The sequence below is a fragment of the Arthrobacter sp. 10T44 genome, from assembly GCF_056393885.1.
Genome location: NZ_JBFTGT010000001.1, coordinates 548,087 through 565,266, shown reverse-complemented (window position 1 = coordinate 565,266; position 17,180 = coordinate 548,087). Strand labels below are relative to the sequence as shown.

The 17,180-nt window shown below is 67.0% G+C and carries 16 protein-coding genes; 13 read left to right on the top strand and 3 right to left on the bottom strand.

What is annotated here, in order from left to right; translation table 11 throughout:
- Positions 1-18: 18 nt before the first annotated feature.
- Together AC1DBL_RS02620 and galU are read left to right on the top strand one after the other, a co-directional pair.
- Positions 19-801: an enoyl-CoA hydratase/isomerase family protein gene (locus AC1DBL_RS02620; RefSeq protein WP_476925404.1), complete on the top strand. Its 783-nt coding sequence runs from the start codon at positions 19-21 to the stop codon at positions 799-801.
- 93 nt (positions 802-894) lie between these two features.
- A complete protein-coding gene (gene galU / locus AC1DBL_RS02615; protein ID WP_441416882.1) occupies positions 895-1,785 on the top strand; it encodes a UTP--glucose-1-phosphate uridylyltransferase GalU in 891 nt (296 codons plus the stop codon).
- A 26-nt stretch (positions 1,786-1,811) separates the two neighbouring features.
- Here galU and AC1DBL_RS02610 read toward each other — a convergent pair whose 3' ends face one another.
- Positions 1,812-2,273 (bottom strand): Lrp/AsnC family transcriptional regulator, encoded by a 462-nt coding sequence (locus tag AC1DBL_RS02610; protein ID WP_441416883.1) that lies wholly within the window; start codon positions 2,271-2,273, stop codon positions 1,812-1,814.
- A 159-nt stretch (positions 2,274-2,432) separates the two neighbouring features.
- Here AC1DBL_RS02610 and pdhA point away from each other — a divergent pair, with 159 nt between their 5' ends.
- Genes pdhA through AC1DBL_RS02595 form a run of 3 tightly spaced genes read left to right on the top strand, consistent with a single transcriptional unit; the run spans position 2,433 to position 6,420 of the window.
- Positions 2,433-3,692 carry a pyruvate dehydrogenase (acetyl-transferring) E1 component subunit alpha gene (gene pdhA / locus AC1DBL_RS02605; RefSeq protein WP_441416884.1) on the top strand — a complete coding sequence of 420 codons (1,260 nt, stop codon included), beginning with the start codon at positions 2,433-2,435 and terminating at the stop codon, positions 3,690-3,692.
- Positions 3,689-4,801 carry an alpha-ketoacid dehydrogenase subunit beta gene (locus tag AC1DBL_RS02600; protein ID WP_441416885.1) on the top strand — a complete coding sequence of 371 codons (1,113 nt, stop codon included), beginning with the start codon at positions 3,689-3,691 and terminating at the stop codon, positions 4,799-4,801. Before pdhA ends, AC1DBL_RS02600 begins: the two co-directional genes overlap by 4 nt.
- A 2-nt stretch (positions 4,802-4,803) precedes the next feature.
- Positions 4,804-6,420: a dihydrolipoamide acetyltransferase family protein gene (locus AC1DBL_RS02595; protein ID WP_476925403.1), complete on the top strand. Its 1,617-nt coding sequence runs from the start codon at positions 4,804-4,806 to the stop codon at positions 6,418-6,420.
- Positions 6,421-6,429: 9 nt separating this feature from the next.
- Here AC1DBL_RS02595 and AC1DBL_RS02590 read toward each other — a convergent pair whose 3' ends face one another.
- Entirely contained in the window at positions 6,430-7,362 is a 933-nt protein-coding gene (locus AC1DBL_RS02590) for a LysR family transcriptional regulator (RefSeq protein WP_441416887.1), read from the bottom strand.
- 171 nt (positions 7,363-7,533) lie between these two features.
- Between AC1DBL_RS02590 and hisD the strand changes: the two genes are divergently transcribed.
- From hisD to AC1DBL_RS02550, 8 genes are all read left to right on the top strand, one after another.
- Entirely contained in the window at positions 7,534-8,853 is a 1,320-nt protein-coding gene (gene hisD, locus AC1DBL_RS02585) for a histidinol dehydrogenase (RefSeq protein ID WP_441416888.1), read from the top strand.
- Positions 8,854-8,880: 27 nt separating this feature from the next.
- Positions 8,881-9,696, top strand: coding sequence for an ABC transporter substrate-binding protein (locus AC1DBL_RS02580; protein WP_476925402.1), 816 nt, complete (start codon positions 8,881-8,883; stop codon positions 9,694-9,696).
- An 87-nt stretch (positions 9,697-9,783) separates the two neighbouring features.
- Complete coding sequence (locus AC1DBL_RS02575; protein WP_476892036.1) at positions 9,784-10,437, top strand: amino acid ABC transporter permease; 654 nt, start codon at positions 9,784-9,786, stop codon at positions 10,435-10,437.
- Complete coding sequence (locus AC1DBL_RS02570) at positions 10,430-11,266, top strand: amino acid ABC transporter ATP-binding protein (protein ID WP_441416891.1); 837 nt, start codon at positions 10,430-10,432, stop codon at positions 11,264-11,266. Before AC1DBL_RS02575 ends, AC1DBL_RS02570 begins: the two co-directional genes overlap by 8 nt.
- Before the next feature lie 136 nt (positions 11,267-11,402).
- Positions 11,403-12,218 carry an MBL fold metallo-hydrolase gene (locus tag AC1DBL_RS02565; protein ID WP_441416892.1) on the top strand — a complete coding sequence of 272 codons (816 nt, stop codon included), beginning with the start codon at positions 11,403-11,405 and terminating at the stop codon, positions 12,216-12,218.
- Positions 12,219-12,354: 136 nt separating this feature from the next.
- The gene (locus tag AC1DBL_RS02560) at positions 12,355-13,734 is read left to right on the top strand and encodes a MinD/ParA family ATP-binding protein (protein WP_441416893.1); all 1,380 of its coding nucleotides are present in this window, start codon (positions 12,355-12,357) and stop codon (positions 13,732-13,734) included.
- 16 nt (positions 13,735-13,750) lie between these two features.
- Positions 13,751-14,485: a GAF and ANTAR domain-containing protein gene (locus tag AC1DBL_RS02555; RefSeq protein WP_441416894.1), complete on the top strand. Its 735-nt coding sequence runs from the start codon at positions 13,751-13,753 to the stop codon at positions 14,483-14,485.
- 58 nt (positions 14,486-14,543) lie between these two features.
- On the top strand, positions 14,544-15,758 hold the full coding sequence (locus tag AC1DBL_RS02550) for an MFS transporter (protein ID WP_476925401.1): 1,215 nt from the start codon (positions 14,544-14,546) through the stop codon (positions 15,756-15,758).
- 4 nt (positions 15,759-15,762) lie between these two features.
- Here AC1DBL_RS02550 and AC1DBL_RS02545 read toward each other — a convergent pair whose 3' ends face one another.
- A complete protein-coding gene (locus tag AC1DBL_RS02545; protein ID WP_476925400.1) occupies positions 15,763-17,001 on the bottom strand; it encodes an aminotransferase class I/II-fold pyridoxal phosphate-dependent enzyme in 1,239 nt (412 codons plus the stop codon).
- Between the last annotated feature and the right edge of the window lie 179 nt (positions 17,002-17,180).

Genomic DNA, 17,180 nt, shown 5'->3' with positions numbered 1-17,180 from the left:
ACCCATCCAAGGAGCCGCATGATTTCCCTGACCATCGCCGACGGCATCGCCGAGGTTGTCCTGGACGCGCCGCAGAAGCTGAACTCGCTGGACGAGCAGGCGCTGCAGGATTTGGCACAGGCGTACGACGACGCCGCCGACGCCGCCGCGCGCGGGGAGGTGCGGGCACTGCTGCTGCGCGGCGAGGGCCGTGCCTTCTGCGCGGGCAGGGACATCGCAGGCGTGACTCCGGAGAGCGACGACGCCCAGGCCTACCTGGGCGGACTCGTCCAGCCGCTGCTAAAGAAGATGAGCTCCTTCCCGGCACCCACCTTCGCCGCAGCGCAGGGCGCCTGCCTGGGGGTGGGGCTCGGGCTGCTGCTGGCCACGGACGTGGTCTACGTCGCGGACACGGCCAAGTTCGGTTCCCCTTTCGCCAAGCTCGGCGCCACGCTGGACTCCGGCGGCCATTGGTACTTCACCGAACGGCTTGGGATGCACCGCACCCTCGATTTGATCTACACCGCGGAGCTCATGAGCGGCGCCGAGGCGGTGGCGCAGGGACTGTTCAGCCGCGCCATGCCAGCGGAGGAGCTGCTGGAGAACACCCGGGCCATCGTCGCCAGGGTGGCCACCGGCGCGACCGGAGCGTTCAACGCCAGCAAGGAACTGGTGGCACATATCCGCGACCAGCGCCTTGGCCTCTGGGAGGCTATGGAGGAGGAGAACGCCGAGCAGGCCCGCCTCTGCAAGAGCGAGGACTACGCCGAGGGTTTCCTGGCCTTCCAAGAGAAGCGCGCCCCGGTTTTCAAGGGCAGATAGCCGCTCCTGCGCCTTACCGAGCCCTGGCTGCGCTAGTACTCGTCTTTGCTACGAAGCATTCTCATTTCCGGAACGCGCTTGTAATGTTCGGTTATGACTTTGGGGAAATCCGTAACTAAGGCTGTCATTCCTGCCGCTGGACTGGGCACCCGCTTCCTGCCGGCAACGAAGGCGATGCCTAAGGAAATGCTGCCTGTGGTGGACCAGCCGGCCATCCAGTACGTGGTCGAAGAGGCTGTCAGGGCCGGGCTCACGGACCTGCTGATGATTACGGGGCGGCAGAAGCGCGCGTTGGAGGACCACTTTGACCGGGCGCCCGGGCTCGAGCGGACGCTGGAGCTCAAGGGCGACACGGAGCGCCTGGCCGCGGTTCACGAGGCCTCCGCCCTCGGACCCATCCACTACGTCCGGCAGGGAGAGGCCAAGGGCCTGGGGCACGCTGTGCTGTGCGCCAGCCAGCATGTGGGCGACGAGCCGTTTGCCGTCCTCTTGGGCGATGACCTGATAGATGAAGCCGAGGACCTGCTCACCACCATGATGGAGGTGCAGCAGAAGACGGGTGGATCGGTGATTGCCCTGATCGAGGTGGATCCTTCGCAGATCAGCGCTTACGGATGCGCGGACATTACGGCCATCGAGGGCGAGGAGTTCGTCCGGGTGAACAGCCTGGTTGAGAAGCCGGCCGCCGGCGAGGCGCCCTCGAACCTTGCCGTGATCGGCCGCTACGTGCTGCACCCGTCTGTTTTCGGCGTCCTGGAGGACACCCCGCCGGGGCGCGGCGGCGAGATCCAGCTGACGGATGCGCTGCAGTCCCTGGCCGTCGGTGAGGGCGAAGGCTCCGGCGTCTACGGCGTGGTCTTCAAAGGCCGGCGCTACGACACCGGAGACAAGCTCAGCTACCTGAAGGCCGTCATCACCATCGCCTGCGAGCGCGTTGAGTTCGGCGAAGAACTCAAGATCTGGCTCAAGGGTTTCGTGAACTGACCGGAGTACCTTGCGGCCCGGGGCGGCTATCTCGTATCCAGGTCCTCGAACACCAGGAACGTCTGCGTGTCCAGGACCCCGGGCATGGACTGCAGCTGGTCGAAGATCACCCGGCGCAGGTCCACGTTGTCCACGGCGCGGACCAGCAGAATGACGTCGAAGTCACCGCCCACCAGGGCGATGTGGTGCACCTCGGGAATCGCGCGGAGCAGTTCCCGAAGCTCCCGCCAGGAATGCTGGCGCACCTTCAGCGTCACGTAGGCGGATGACTTCAGCCCGGCCTTGATCGGATCCACGAGCGCCGTGAACTTGGTAAGGACCCCCTCGCCGGTCAGCCGGGCAATCCGGGTGTACGCGTGGGCGCGGGAAATGTGGACATTCTCGGCCACCTGGGTCACGGACATCCGGCCGTCACGGGTCAGCTCGGCGATGATGTTCCGGTCCACGTCGTCGAGCGGTACCGCCTGGTCCGCTTCCGCCTCTGCCATTTGTCCACAACCTCCGCCGGTAATCCAGCTCACATTTACGTTTTGTCTTTCAGGTTAGGGCAAAATCCGGGACTTCTCCATGATTCCGCCCGGGGGTGGATACGAAACGGTCCCCGGGACCATACTGGGAGCGAATAGTGGCTACAGAAAGACGGACCAATGACGATCTCCGCAGACCACCCTGCGCAGCAGCCTGTGGCCGCGCAGCAGCCGGCCCCCGGGCAAGCGGCCTCCGCCGCGACGGAAAATCCCGCCAGCGAGGCCGTGCGCAAGTTCGGCATCACGGTCGAGGACTACATGCTTCCCGCCCGGCACCCGATCCAGATCGTGGGACCCGACGGCGCGCCGAACGCGCACACGGAGCAGGGCGCCCAGCCTGGCCACGAATACGGCCTCCCGGGGGACGCGGAACTGATGGCCGCCTACGAGCAGCTAGTCGTCGGCCGCCGCGTCAACGACCAAAACTCCGCGCTGGTCCGCCAGGGCCGGATGGCCGTCTACCCCTCCAGCCACGGCCAGGAGGCCTGCCAGGTCGCGGCGGCGCTCTGCCTCTCCGACGGGGACTGGATGTTCCCCACCTACCGCGACTCGGTGGCCGTGATGGCCCGCGGCGTGGACCCGGTCCAGACCATGACGCTGTTCCGTGGCGACTGGCACGGCGGCTACGACCCCGCCAAGCACAAGGTCGGCATCCAGTGCACGCCGCTGACCACCCAACTGCTCCACGCCGTCGGCGTCGCCCACGCGGCCAAACTCCGCGGCGAGGACACCGTTGTCCTGGCCATGTGCGGCGACGGCGCCACCAGCGAGGGCGACTTCCACGAGGCACTGAACTTTGCCGCCGTGTTCCACCTCCCGGTGGTCTTCTTCGTCCAGAACAACCAGTACGCCATCTCCGTGCCGCTCGCGCACCAGTCGGTCGCGCCGTCGCTCGCGCACAAGGCCGTCGGCTATGGCATGGCCGGCGAACGCGTGGACGGCAACGACATTGTTGCGCTCCTGGCCGTACTCGGCCGGGCCGTGAAACTGGCCCGCGACGGTTCCGGCCCGCTCCTGGTGGAAGCGCACACCTACCGGATGCAGGCCCACACCAACGCCGACGACGCCACCCGTTACCGGCAGGACAGCGAGGTGGCCGAATGGGTCGCCAAGGATCCGCTGAGCCGGATGAAGACCTACCTGACGGAGCGCGGACTGCTCGACGACGACGGCGCCGCCCGGATCGCGGAAAAGGCCGAAACCGTAGCCGCGCAGCTGCGCGAGGGCCTGGGCGAGGATGTCCCCGTAGATCCCCAGGACCTCTTCAAGTACGTCTTCTCCGCCCCGACCCCGCAGCTGAAGGAACAGTCCGCCATGCTCGCCGACGAACTGGCACGCGACGCCGCCTCCGCCACGACTTCCGAGGAGTCCGCACAATGAGCCCCACCGTCACCACCTCCTCCGAGGCGAACAACAACGTCAGTGCCGCCACGGCCCGGGCCGCAGCCAAGGCCGCCGTTGAAGCCGAAAAGACCGGCCCGCAGACCATCACCCTGGCCAAGGCGCTGAACACCGCCATGGCCGACGCCATGCACGCCGATGCCTCGGTCCTGGTCTTCGGTGAGGACGTCGGCATGCTTGGCGGCGTCTTCCGCATCACCGACGGGCTCACCAAGACCTTCGGGCAGAGCCGCTGCTTCGACACCCCGCTGGCCGAATCCGGCATTGTCGGCATGGCCGTGGGCATGGCCATGAACGGCATGCGCCCGGTCATCGAGATGCAGTTCGACGCCTTCGCCTACCCGGCGTTCGAACAGATCGTCAGCCACGTCGCCAAGATGCACAACCGCACCAAAGGCACCGTGAAGCTGCCGATCGTCATCCGCGTCCCGTACGCCGGCGGCATCGGGGGAGTGGAGCACCACTGCGACTCCTCCGAGGCCTATTACGCCCACACCGCTGGCCTCAAGGTTTTCACCCCGGCCACCGTGGCCGACGGCTACCGGATGCTCCGCGAAGCCATCGACTCGGATGACCCGGTGATGTTCATGGAGCCCAAGAAGCTGTATTGGTCCAAGGACCAGGTGGACCTGGACGCGCTGCGGGCCGAGCACGCCGCGAACGCCGAACGCGGGACCTCCTCCGAGGGCCGCGCCGCCGTCGCCCGTCCCGGCACCGACGCCACGCTGATCGCCTACGGCCCGTCCGTCCCGACGGCGCTCGCCGCCGCGGCCGCCGCCGCCGAGGAGGGCCGCTCACTTGAGGTGATCGACGTCCGCTCGATCGTGCCGTTCGACGACGAGACCGTCTGCGCCTCGGTCCGCAAAACCGGCCGCGCCGTTGTCATCGCCGAAGCCCACGGCTTCGCCTCGGTGGCCTCCGAGATCGTGGCCCGGGTCCAGGAACGCTGCTTCCACCACCTGGCCGCGCCGATCCGCCGCGTCACCGGCTTCGACGTGCCGTACCCGGCGCCGAAACTCGAGCACTACTACCTGCCCGGCGTGGACCGCATCCTCGACGCCGTTGACGACCTCCAGTGGGAAGACTGACCATGACCGAACCGAAAGTATTCCTCCTGCCGGACCTCGGCGAAGGCCTCACCGAAGCCGAGCTCGTCAGCTGGCTCGTAGCCGTGGGTGACGAGATCCGCGTTGACCAGCCGATCGCCGAGGTGGAGACGGCCAAGTCCATGGTCGAGGTCCCCTCGCCGTATGCCGGCACCGTCGCCGTGCTGCACGGCGAGCCCGGCCAGACGCTCGACGTCGGCAAGCCGCTGATTTCTGTGACTCCTGTTGGTGTCTCCGTGTCCGGCGGTGGGGCCCCCGGTACGGGTGCCCGGGAGGCCGGCGCGGATGATGCCGCCAGTGGCGCCGCCACAGGCAATGCCGCCCCCGCCCCTTCGCCGGACGGCATTGCTGCAAGCAGCATGCCGTCCGGCTCCGACAGGCCCGATGCCACTCCCGGGGCGGCATTGCCTGCGTCGGCTGGTAGCGCTGTCGACTCACCGGCCGTTGTTGCCGACTCGCCGGCCGCAGTAGCTGCCGAGGTTTACCGCGAGGAGGAGAAAGCCGGGTCCGGGAATGTGCTGATTGGGTATGGGACTCCGGGCGGGCACGGGGTTGCTCGGCGGACGCGGGCACCTAAGCGGGCCGTATTGGCCGAGCCTGTGGCTCAGGTGTCTGCGGCGGAGAAGGCTGCGGACGATCTCTTGCTGATGCGGACGCGGGTTCCGGGGAAGCTGGGGGCCGTGATTTCTCCGCTGGTCCGGCGGATGGCGCGGGACCATGGGGTTGATTTAGGGGAGCTGCAGGGTTCCGGGACGAGCGGGCTGATCATGCGCCGCGACGTCGAGGCCCTGATCAAGCCGGCTCCGGCAGCTGGGCGACCCGCGGCGCAGCCGGCGGAAACGGCGCACCCCGCCGCCGGTGGCACCGATGCGCGGACCGGGCTGGGCATTTCCGGGCGCACCCCGGTCCGGGGCGTGCGCAAGGCCGTGGCCGCGAACATGAGCCGCAGCCGTTCCGAGATTCCCGAAGCCACCGTGTGGGTGGACGTGGACGCCACGGCGCTCGTGGAGCTTCGTGCCGCGTTGAAGAAGACGGATCCGCACCACGCCCCGGGGCTGCTGGCGTTCATTGCCCGGTTCGTCACCGCCGGGCTCAAGAAGTTCCCGGAGCTGAACACCCGGATCGTCACCACCGAGGACACCACGGGCGGGGCCAGCCAGGAAATCGTGGCCTTCGACGGCGTCAACCTGGGGTTTGCGGCGCAGACGGACCGGGGTTTGATGGTCCCCTCCGTGCGGAATGCGGACAAACTCAGCGCCCGGGAACTGGATGCGGAGATCCGGCGGCTCACCGCCGTCGTCCGCGACGGTAAAGCCACGCCTGCGGAGCTGGGCAGCGGCACTTTCACGCTGAACAACTACGGCGTCTTCGGCGTGGACGGTTCCGCGGCAATCATCAACCACCCCGAGGTGGGCATCCTCGGCGTCGGACGCATCATCGACAAGCCGTGGGTGGTCAACGGGGAGCTTGCCGTCCGCAAGGTCACCGAGCTGACGCTCACCTTCGACCACCGTGTGTGCGACGGCGGAACCGCCGGCGGTTTCCTGCGCTACGTCGCCGATGCGATCGAGAACCCGGGGGCCGTGCTGGCCGATCTCTGAGACTGCCGGCTAGTGCACGGTGCCGCGGCCCGGGACCTGGCCCGGCGGCACTTTGGACAGCAACGTCCGCGCTGCCATCTGGGCCATCTTCCGGGTCGCCGGCGACAAGTAGGCGCCCTCCCGCTGGATGAGGGCGATCGTGTCGAACAAGGGCTCGGCGAAAGGGACGGCATGGACGTTTTTCGGAAAACCGGGTCCTCTGACAATCGCCTGGGGGACAAAAGAGTCAGCCGCCCCTGCGGCGACCAGGCCCAGGGCGGTGTCGACATGTTCCACCTCGATGGCCGGATCGATTTTCAGCCCCTTGAGATGGGCGCGTTCCAGAATCTGCCGGCGGGTGGGGTCACGCCAGCCGGCGAAGGCGTCATAGAGGACCAGTTTCGACTCAGCGAGCTCCTCAATGGTGACCGGGCCGCGTGAAGGATGCCGGGTGGCCGACACGAAGAAGACTTCGTCCCGGAAGAGCGGCCGAACCTGAAGGCCCGTTTCCGCCACCGGCAGCACGATCAGCCCGGCCTCGATTTCGCCCGACGCCACGGACTCGGCCACGGTCACCGAGTTCAACCCGACGAGGCGCACCCTGACCTTGGGGTACCGGCGGTGGAAGCGCTGCACCAGGTCGGCGAGGTCGTAGTGGGCTCCGTACCGCAGCACTCCAAAAGTGCAGACGCCTCCCTCCAGCGCCGACATGGACCTCAGCGCCTCGACTCCGTTGTCGAACGAGGTGACCGATTGCAGCGCGTGGACCCGCAGTTCCACAGCCGCCGTGGTAGGAATGAGCCGCCGCCCGCCGCGGGTGAACAGGCTGTGCTGCAGCTCATGTTCGAGCCGGCTGATGAGTTCGGAGACAGAGGCCTGGCTTGTTTCCAGCTTTCGTGCCGCAGCGGTGAAGGAACCGAGTTCGTAGGCCGCTAAGAAGGCCCGGAGTTGCGCGAGTGTCATGGCTAACCCTGGCTCTCAGTAAGACATTCGGCAGGTTTGCAGACAATGATGCGGGGTGGACCGCTCGGGTGGCGCGGGCAAAATCAGCTGGCTTAAGCATAGGGCCACCCTGTATGAGGCACATGTTTGGGTCCCGTTGTGCGATGGCACACGCGTCAGTAGCTTTAGGCCATGCACATCACCCAGCGTGACAAGGCTCACATTCCGGGAAACTTCACCACCCTCAAGGCGCCCGCCATCGAGGACGTGCCAGCGCAAAGGCTTCCCGAAGTGGTGGCAACAGTATCCGCGATGCTCGGCGAGATCGAGGCCCGCGGAATGGACGCGGTCACCGAGTACGCCCGGGACCTGGACGGGTGGCAGGGCACGAACCTGGAGATCAGCCAAAACGAGCTGGCAAAGACCGGTGAGTCGCTCTCCCCGGAGCTTCGGGAGGCCCTGCTGGCCAGCGCCGAACGGACCAGGCTGTTCGCGGTAGAGCAACGCGAACACCTCACCGATTTTGAAGTCGAGCTCATCCCGGGAGTCTTTACCGGACAAAAGTACGTGCCGGTGGCGCGCGTCGGCGCCTACCTCCCGGCAGGCCGGTTTCCGATCCTTGCCAGCGCCTTCATGACGGTGGGGGTCGCCAAGGCCGCCGGCGTTCCCAACGTCCTGGCCTGCACGCCGCCAACCGCCCAGGGCGGGGGCAACCCCGCAGTGCTGTACGCCGCGTACCTGGCCGGCGTGGACAGGGCGTTTGCCCTCGGCGGGGTGCAGGCCCTGGCCGCCATGGCCTTTGGGCTCCTGGGGGAGCAACCGGTCGACATTCTGGTCGGCGCCGGCAACGCGTACGTGACCGAGGCCAAGCGGCAGCTGTTCGGACGTGTCGGCATCGACCTGCTGGCGGGTCCATCCGAGGTCGCCGTGATCGCCGACGAATCTGCCGATGCGGAGCTCGTGGCCGCTGATCTCCTCGGCCAGGCCGAACACGGCCCGCAGTCGCCGGCTTCCCTCGTAACCACCTCCCACGAGCTGGGAGAAGAGGTCATCAGGCACATCAGCAAGCAGCTGCGGACGCTGGCCACACGGGACATTGCAGGGCCGGCCTGGCGGGACTACGGCACCGTGTATGTGGCCGAGGACCGGGAAACGGCAGTGCGGATCATGGACCTGCTGGCACCGGAACATCTGGAAATCCAGACCTCGGACGACGTCTACTACCACCAGAACCTGCAGAACTACGGCTCCATCTTCCTGGGCCCGTGGTCCACGGTGGCCTACTCGGACAAGGGCTCCTCCGGCACGAACCATGTGCTTCCGACCGGAGGCGGCGCCCGGTCCTCCGCCGGGCTCTCCGTGTCCCGGTTCCTCAAACCCCTTACCTTCCAGCGGGTCGAAAAAAGTGCAACCCCGCGGCTGGCCAACTACGTCACCACGATCTCCGACACCGAGGGAATGGCAGCCCATAAGGCCACTGCCACTCTGCGGCTCGACCGCTTCAACCGGTAGAAATCCATCACTAGCAAAAGGCGCCTCATGATGAATACAAAAATCCTCCGCAAGCGTTTCGCTGCATTGGTGCCCATGGGCGTTGCTGTGGCCCTCGCCATGACCGCCTGTGGCTCCGGAGGCGGCGGGGGCGGGGCCAGCGGCGGCGGTGAGCAGAAGACCATCACCATCGCCACGTCCAACGACGCCCCCTTCTCCTTCACAGACCAAGCCTCCGGCGAGCTCAAGGGCATTGACGGGGAAATGATCAACGCCATCGCCCAGGCCAAGGGCTGGAAGATCAAAGTCTTCACCTCCGAATACGCGACCCTGATCGCCGCGCTCAACGCCAAAAAAGCCGACGTGATCGTGGACGCCATGTATATCACCGACGACCGCAAGAAGCAGATCAACTTCACCGACCCCTGGTACACAGAAGGTGAAGCGATGGTGGTCCCGGCAGACTCAACGCTGGCCTCACGCGACGACGTGAAGGGCAAGGTTCTTGGCGCCCAGACGGGCACCGTGTTCAAGGACCTCGTTGACAGCCTTGGCGGCAGCCAGGTCAAGCTGTTCGACTCGCAGGCTTCACTGCTTGCGGCCGTGGAAAATAAGCAGGTTGATGCGGTCTTCACCGACAGCGCCGTGATCGGCTACAGCCTGGTCCAGAAGCCGAACCCCAAGCTGAAGCTCGTCTCACCCTATAGGCCGTTCTACCCGGGCATCATCGGGGCCGGCGTCCGCAAAGAGGATTCGCAGCTGCTGCAGGACCTGAACTCCGGGCTGGCTGACCTCAAGAAGACCCCCAAGTACCTGGAGATCCTCAAGAAATACGGGCTGACCGAAGCCAACGCCGTCAAATAAGTTCCAGCTTCATGCGGGGCCGGCGGGCGTGCGATCCGCAACCGCGGAGCACGCCGGCCCCGCCCGACCCTAACCTAGGGATTTTCAGTGGACTTTATTACCAACACCATGGCCGTGTTCCCGGCACTCCTGCAGGCCGTTCCCGTCGTCGTGCAACTGGCGCTTGGCGCCATGGCGCTGGCCCTCGTGCTGGGCCTCCTGATTGCCCTGGCCCGGATCTCCTCGATCAAAATCCTCCGCGGCATCGCCACGGTGTACCTGGAAGTGATCCGGGGGACTCCGCTGCTGGTGCAGCTTGTCTACATCTTCTTCGTCCTTCCCAGCATCGGCGTGAGCATCGAACCTGTCCCGGCCGGCATCCTGGGCCTGGGCCTCAACTACGCGGCCTACCTGTCCGAGGTCTTCCGCTCCGCGATCCTCTCCGTGGAGCATGGCCAGACCGAAGCCGCGCTGTCCCTGGGCTACACGCCCTCCAAGACGCTGTGGAAGGTGGTTATTCCGCAGTCCTTCGTGGTCTCCATGGGGCCGATTGGCAACTACTTCATAGCGATGATCAAGGACACCGCACTGACGTCGGTGATCGCCGTGACGGAGATCCTGAAGACCGCCAACATCCTCAACAGCCAGACATTCCAGACCACGGCCATCTATACCGCCGCGGCCCTTCTTTATCTGATCATCAGCCTCCCACTCTCACGCGTCGTGGTGGTGCTTGAACGAAAGGCACGGGCCAATGGCTGACGAGACCATCATCGACGTCCGCGACGTCCACAAGACGTTCGTTTCCGAGACGAAACCGACCTTGTGGAGAAGGCTTTCCGGCAAACCGCACGTGCAGAAACGGGTGGAAGTCCTCAAAGGCGTGGACCTCGTGGTGCACCGCGGCGAAACCATCGCCATATTGGGCTCCAGCGGATCCGGCAAAAGCACCCTGCTGCGCTGCATCAACAAGCTTGAAACCATCGACGCGGGACGCATCTACGTCAACGGCCACCTGATCGGCTACGAGGAGCGCGGTGGCGAACTCATCGCCGAGAAGGCGTCCATCACCGCGCAGAAGCGAACGGACATCGGCTTCGTATTCCAGCACTTCAACCTGTTCCTGAACAAGACGGCGCTGGGGAATGTCATGGCGCCGTTACGCGACGTCAAGAAGCTTTCAGCGGCGGAAGCGAGGAAAGTGGCTGTCCCCAACCTCGAAATGGTGGGCCTGGGCGACAAGATGGACAACTACCCCAGCAAGCTCTCCGGAGGCCAGAAGCAGCGGGTGGCCATTGCCCGGGCCCTGGCCATGGAGCCGAGCGTCATGCTGTTCGACGAGCCGACCTCCGCCCTGGATCCGGAGCTGGTGGGCGAGGTTCTGTCCGTAATCAAGAAAATCGCCCAGCAGGGCACAACCATGGTGATCGTCACCCACGAGATGCAGTTCGCCCGGGACATAGCAGACCGGATCGTTGTCATGGATCAGGGAGTCATCGTGGAAGAGGGGCCGCCCAGCCGGATTTTTACCGCGCCGCAGCATCCGAAAACACGGGCGCTCCTCAGCCGCTCGGGCATCCTGCCGGCCTAGACAGCTGGATCCCAGGGGGCAAGTTGCCGGACGCGGACGGGTGCCGCTTCCGGGCTTTCCGTTTGCCCCGCGGGTAGAATCGAGGCCAGAACATCGCACCAACCATGCCGGCGCACCGCCGGAATACGGAGATTTCATGTCACGATGGCTCGAGGTCGGTCAGGACAACTACGTACTGACCACCCAAGGATCCCTGCTCAACACCGGCCTGGTTGTGGGCACCGAACGAGCCATGGTGATCGACACCGGCGGCGGGCCCCGGCAGGGCCGGGAGATCCTCGATGCCGTGCGCGAAAAGACGCAGCTGCCGCTGGTGGTCGTCAACACGCATGCCCACTACGACCACTTCTTCGGCAACGCCATTTTCGCTGACGACGGCGTGACCGAGTTCTGGGGGCACGAAAACTGCGCGGCGGACATCGAAGAGAACGGCGACGCCCAGCGGCACTTCGTCGCGGCGGCGGAACCGGAAATGGCTGCCGGCGAGGGCAGCTCGGTGGAGCTGGTGGTGCCGAACGCGATCGTCAAGGACCAGCCCGTCCTGGTGGACTTGGGCGGCCAGACGGCAACACTGTTCTACCTGGGACGCGGGCACACCGACGGCGACCTGCTCGTGGGGACGGGCACCACGCTGTTCGCCGGTGACCTGGTGGAACAGGGCGCACACCCGTCCTTCGAGGATTCCTTCCCGGAGGAGTGGGCCGATGCCCTGCGGCACCTGTCCGCGTTGCGGCACCGCTACGAATTCCTGATCCCGGGCCACGGCGAACCGTGCAGCGACCAGTTCGTCAAAACCATGGCCAACACCATGAGCACCGCCGTGCGGCAGGCCACCCAGGCCACCCGCGAGACGCCGAACGACGCCACCAAAGCCGTACCGATCCTTCCGTACGGACCGGAGCAGTCCCGGTGGTTCATCCGGCGTCTGCAGGAGACCCGCGCCCACCACTGAGGCGGGCCCCAAGACGGGCCACGGATCCGGCCGAAGCTAAGCGTGCTGGCGACTGCGCCTAGACTGGCTCTTTGAAAGAAGTCACAACAAGCGCCGCAGCGTGCTCCGCTGTGAGTCCTGGGGGAGAAACCAAAAGATGCCCGAATCGGTGGAAGACAACTCAGCTGCCACTGCTGAAAACTCAGGACAGCCTGAACTTCGCCGTCGCCGCGACCTGCGTCGTGCCGATGGTGAGAATCCAGCTGTCCGGACAGGAACCATGCCGGTCGTCAACCCCCGCAGCATCCCCGCGGAGCCCTCGGAAGCCCCTGCCCGTCCGGCCCCGCCGCGCAGCAGCTCCTGGGCCCAGGCCGCCGAGGCCGCCGATGAACGCTTTGGAAACCCTGCTACCGGAGCCACTCCGGTGATCAGCCAGGTCCCGGCGGCGCCGCGGCCGCCCGTCGCCCCGCCGACGTCGGCGGCGCCGGCAGTGCCGCAGGAGCCGGAAGAGTTGGCCGTCCCTGACGCCGCAGCCGCCTCCGTGCCGCCGCAGCCCACCCGCGCCACCCGCTCGGCCAGCCGTGCCGCCGCCCTGGCCGACGCGCCGATGCCGGACTTCATCAGCTCGCCAGGCCTCTTTGTCCGCGAACAGAAGCCCCGTCCGGTCGGCGGCTTCCGCGGCGCCCTCTACAACCTCACGGGCGGCAGCCTGAACCTCGGACCGAGTGCCCGGCAACGCGAGGAGGACGAGCTCGCGCGCCGGATTTCCCGCCAGCTCCAGGGCAGCTACAACACCGCCGTGCTGAGCCTCAAGGGCGGTATCGGCAAGACCTCCACCACGGTGGGCGTCGGACTGACCCTGGCCGAATACCGCGGCGATCCGCCCTGCGCGATCGACGCCAACCCGGACTCGGGCGACCTCGTGGAGCGCGCCCTCGGCGAGGGGATCTACCAGCAGCAGGCCCCGCGGACCATCAGCGACCTGCTCCGCAACGTCGAATCCATCGACTCGCTGACGGCCCTGGCCCGCTACATGCACCATGCCGGCCGCCTGCACCTGATCGCCGGGGAACAGGATCCGGAGGTGTCCGATTCGCTCACCGCGGAGGAGTACCTGCGGATCCGCAAGCTCATCTCCGGCTACTACTCCGTGGCCCTGACCGACTGCGGCACCGGCGTCACGCACAACGCGATGAGCGGGATCCTGCAGTCCGCGGACAACCTGATCATCGCCGCTGGCTACGCCGTCAGCGGCGCCAAGCGCGCACGTAGCACCCTGCACTGGCTCGCCAGCCACGGCTACGAGGACCTTGCACGGAACGCCGTCGTGGTCATCACGGACAAGGACGAAGTCTCCTCGCGCGTGGACAAGGACGCCATCGAGGACCACCTCTCCGGCATCTGCCGCCAGCTGATCGCCGTCCCGCACGACCGCGGCGTGGCCGACGGCGACCTCGTCACGCTCGATTCCCTCCGGCCCGAGACCCGCCGGGCATACCGGGAGATTGCCGCCGCGATCGTCGACGGCTACGTTTAGCCGCTACATTTAGGCCATGAGCAAGTACGCCGGGAACGACGCCGCCATCCAGCTGCAGGACCTCATTGTGGGCACCGAGAACGTCGAGGACTTCCTCGACCGCCTCGCGGAATTTTCCGCGTCCACCCTGAGCCACTCGGTCGGGGCGGACATCGAATGCGGCGTGACGCTGCAGCGGCGGAAGAAAACCATGACCGTGGCCGGCAGCAGCAGCAACGCCGTCATGCTCGACCGGATCGAGCAAAGCCTGGGCGACGGCCCCTGCATCGAGGCGCTGCGGACCCGGGGCATCGTGCTCCTGGCCAATGTGGACACGGACCCGCGCTGGCCCGAATACCAGCAGCAGCTCGCCGCCCACGGCTGCCGCAGCACCCTCGGCGTACCCCTGGAAATCGGCGAGGACTCGGCGGCCGCGCTGAACTTCTTCGCGTCCTCGACCGGAGTCTTCACCGCGGCAATCGTGGCCGAGGCCTCGGGGTTCGCGGACCTCGCCGGCCGGGCGCTGCGCCTGGCCGTCCGGATCGGCACCGCCCAGGCCCGAGCCGAGGACCTGCAGGCAGCCATGGAACACCGCACCTCCATCGACCTGGCCTGCGGCGTCGTGATGGCGCAGAACCGCTGCTCGCAGGACGAGGCGATGGCCATCCTTACCCGGGTTTCCAGCAACCGGAACCAGAAACTGCGCGACGTCGCGGCGGATGTGCTGAAGAACGTCACGGGCGGCGAAATCCACACCCACTTCGACAGCTGAACCTCCGTCCGGCTGAACCTCCGGCCGGCTGGGCACAGCCGGACCTAGGATGGAAGGGATGACCACGACACGCCCCGCCGACTTCAGCCTCCGCAGCATCGCCGTCCCCGCCTTCGGCCCGGCACTGCTGTTCAGCATCGGCGAAGGCGCGATCCTGCCCGTGGTGGCCTTGTCTGCCCGGGACCTGGGCGCCTCGGTCGCGGTCGCGGCCCTGGTCGTCACGCTCATTGGACTCGGTTCGTGGTTCTTTAACCTGCCGGCGTCACTGATCACCCTGAAGTTCGGCGAGCGCTGGGCGATCGTCGGGGCGGCAGCCGCGAGCGCCGTCGCCCTCGCCGCCGCCGCTGTTTCCCCGCTGGTGCCGGCCGGGATCTGGCTGCTGGCCGCGGCGATGGTGGTGGTCGGCATGGCCGCCAGCGTCTTCAGCCTGGCCCGGCAGAAATACCTGACCGAAGCCGTTCCGGTCATCCTCCGCGCCCGGGCGCTTTCGACCCTCGGCGGGGTCAACCGGATCGGCATCTTCATTGGCCCCTTCATCGGCGCCGCGGTGATGCAGTTCGGCGGCATCACGGCCGCCTACTGGGCCGGCGTCGTGGCAATGGCCGCGGCGGCATGCCTGTCCGTCACCATCCCGGACCTCGTTGTGGCGGCCGGGCCGACGGCCGGCACCCCGGTCCCGCAACCCACGCTGCGCAGCGTCGCGGCCTCCCACGCCGGTGTGTTCCTGAGCGTCGGCGTCGGGGTCCTGCTGCTCAGCGCGTTGCGCGCGTCCCGCCAAGTGGTCATCCCGCTGTGGGCCGAACACCTGGGCATGGACGCCACCCAGGCCTCGCTGATTTATGGCATCTCCGGGGCCATCGACATGCTGGTCTTCTACCCTGCCGGAAAGCTGATGGACCGCAAGGGCCGCCAATGGGTGGCGGTGCCCTCCACGCTCATCATGGGCACGGCCATGCTGCTGATCCCCCTCAGCACCGGATTCGTGGGCCTGCTGCTCGCCGCACTCCTGATCGGTTTCGGCAACGGCATCAGCTCCGGGCTGAACATGACGCTCGGAGCCGACTTTTCGCCGGACAACGGCCGCGGGCAGTTCTTGGGTATCTGGCGGTTCATGGCCGACGCCGGCGCCACCGGCGGGCCGGTGCTGCTCTCCGGCGTCACGGCCGCGGCGTCGCTGGGCGCCGGCGTGGGCGCCACCGGCGTGCTCGGCTTCGCCGCGGCCGCCGTCTTCGCCATCACCATTCCGCGGCTCAAACACCGCCGCAACTACTGAGGTGTCAGGCACTCGCCGGGGACGCCGGCAGGGGGCTGGCGCCGCCTGCGCGCCGGAACGCGGCGGCAAAGAGCGGCAGGCTGCGCTCGATCATTTCCTCGCTCGCGGTGAGCGAGATCCGGAAGAACCCCGGCGTCTCGAACAGCGTGCCGGGCAGCACAAAAACCCCGTCCTCCGCGAGCGCGTCGGCGAATGCGTCGTCGTCGCCCCCGCCGGGGGTGCGCACGAAAAGGTAGAACGTGCCTTCGGGCGGCCGGAGCCGGTAGCCCATCGCGGTGAGCGCGTCCACAAACACGTCCCGCTTGCGCTGGAGCCGGCCGATGTCGATTGAAAACTGCTCTAGCCGCGGCAGGACGTACTGCATGTCGGCGTTCGGAAAGACCCAGCCGCCGGCCATCTGCAGGGCCGCGATGGCCCCGCGCAACGCGGCGCTGTCCGGCATGGCGGGGGACACCGCGAGGTAGCCGATCCGCTGCCCCGGGGCCAGATGGGTCTTGCCGTAGGTGTAGGCCAGCAGGGTGTGGGGATAGTATTCGGCCGGGCTGTGGAAGCGGGCTCCGTCGAAGATGATGCGGTTGTAAGCCTCGTCCGACACGAGGTAGATGCGGCGCCCGATGCGGGACGACTCGGCCTCCAGCAGCTCGGCCAGCTGCGCCAGGAGGGACGGCGGATAGATCCGTCCGGTGGGGTTGTTCGGGGAGTTCACGATCACCGCGCGGGTGCGCTCCGTGACGGCCGAGCGGATGGCCGCCAGGTCCAGGTCCAGGCTGTCCGCGTCGATCGGGACCTTCACCGGCACCAGCCCGGCCTCCACGGCGAGGGGTTCGTAGAAGAACCACGGCGGCAGGCTGAAGATCACCTCGTCACCGGGATCGCCGACGGCTTTCAGGGCCACGCTGATGGCGGAGAACCCGCCGGTGGTAAGGAAGATGTCTTCCGTTCCGAAGTCCACCCCCACATGCGTCCGCAGCGAGTCGGCCGCGGCGGCCCGGGCCGCGGTTTCGTTGGTTTTGTAGGCAAACCACTTCTCATTGCGCGGGGTGATGACCTCCCGGAGCGCGTCCACGTAGCTTTCATCGGGCATCTCGTGGGGGTTGCCGAAGGTGAAGTCGCAGACCCCCGGGTCGTCCTGGCGCCGGGCGTACACGGAGCCTGTGAGGTAGGCGTTGATCCGCAGTTGGGAGGGTACAGAGGCCAGCCGTGTGGCCCGCCGGGATGCCGGTGATGCATCACTGTCGCTCATGGCGCGTCCCCTTGGTCTGGGCAGGATGAAGGCAAGCAAAACCGAAAGGAGTCAGGGCGCTGCTGAGCCCGCGGAGACTCCGGAGGTGATCATTCTGGGCCTGCCCCGGACGGTTGTAAAGGGAACGACGGCGGCAGCACCGGGCCTGCCGGCCGGTACGGCCCCGGCGTGGGGCGGGC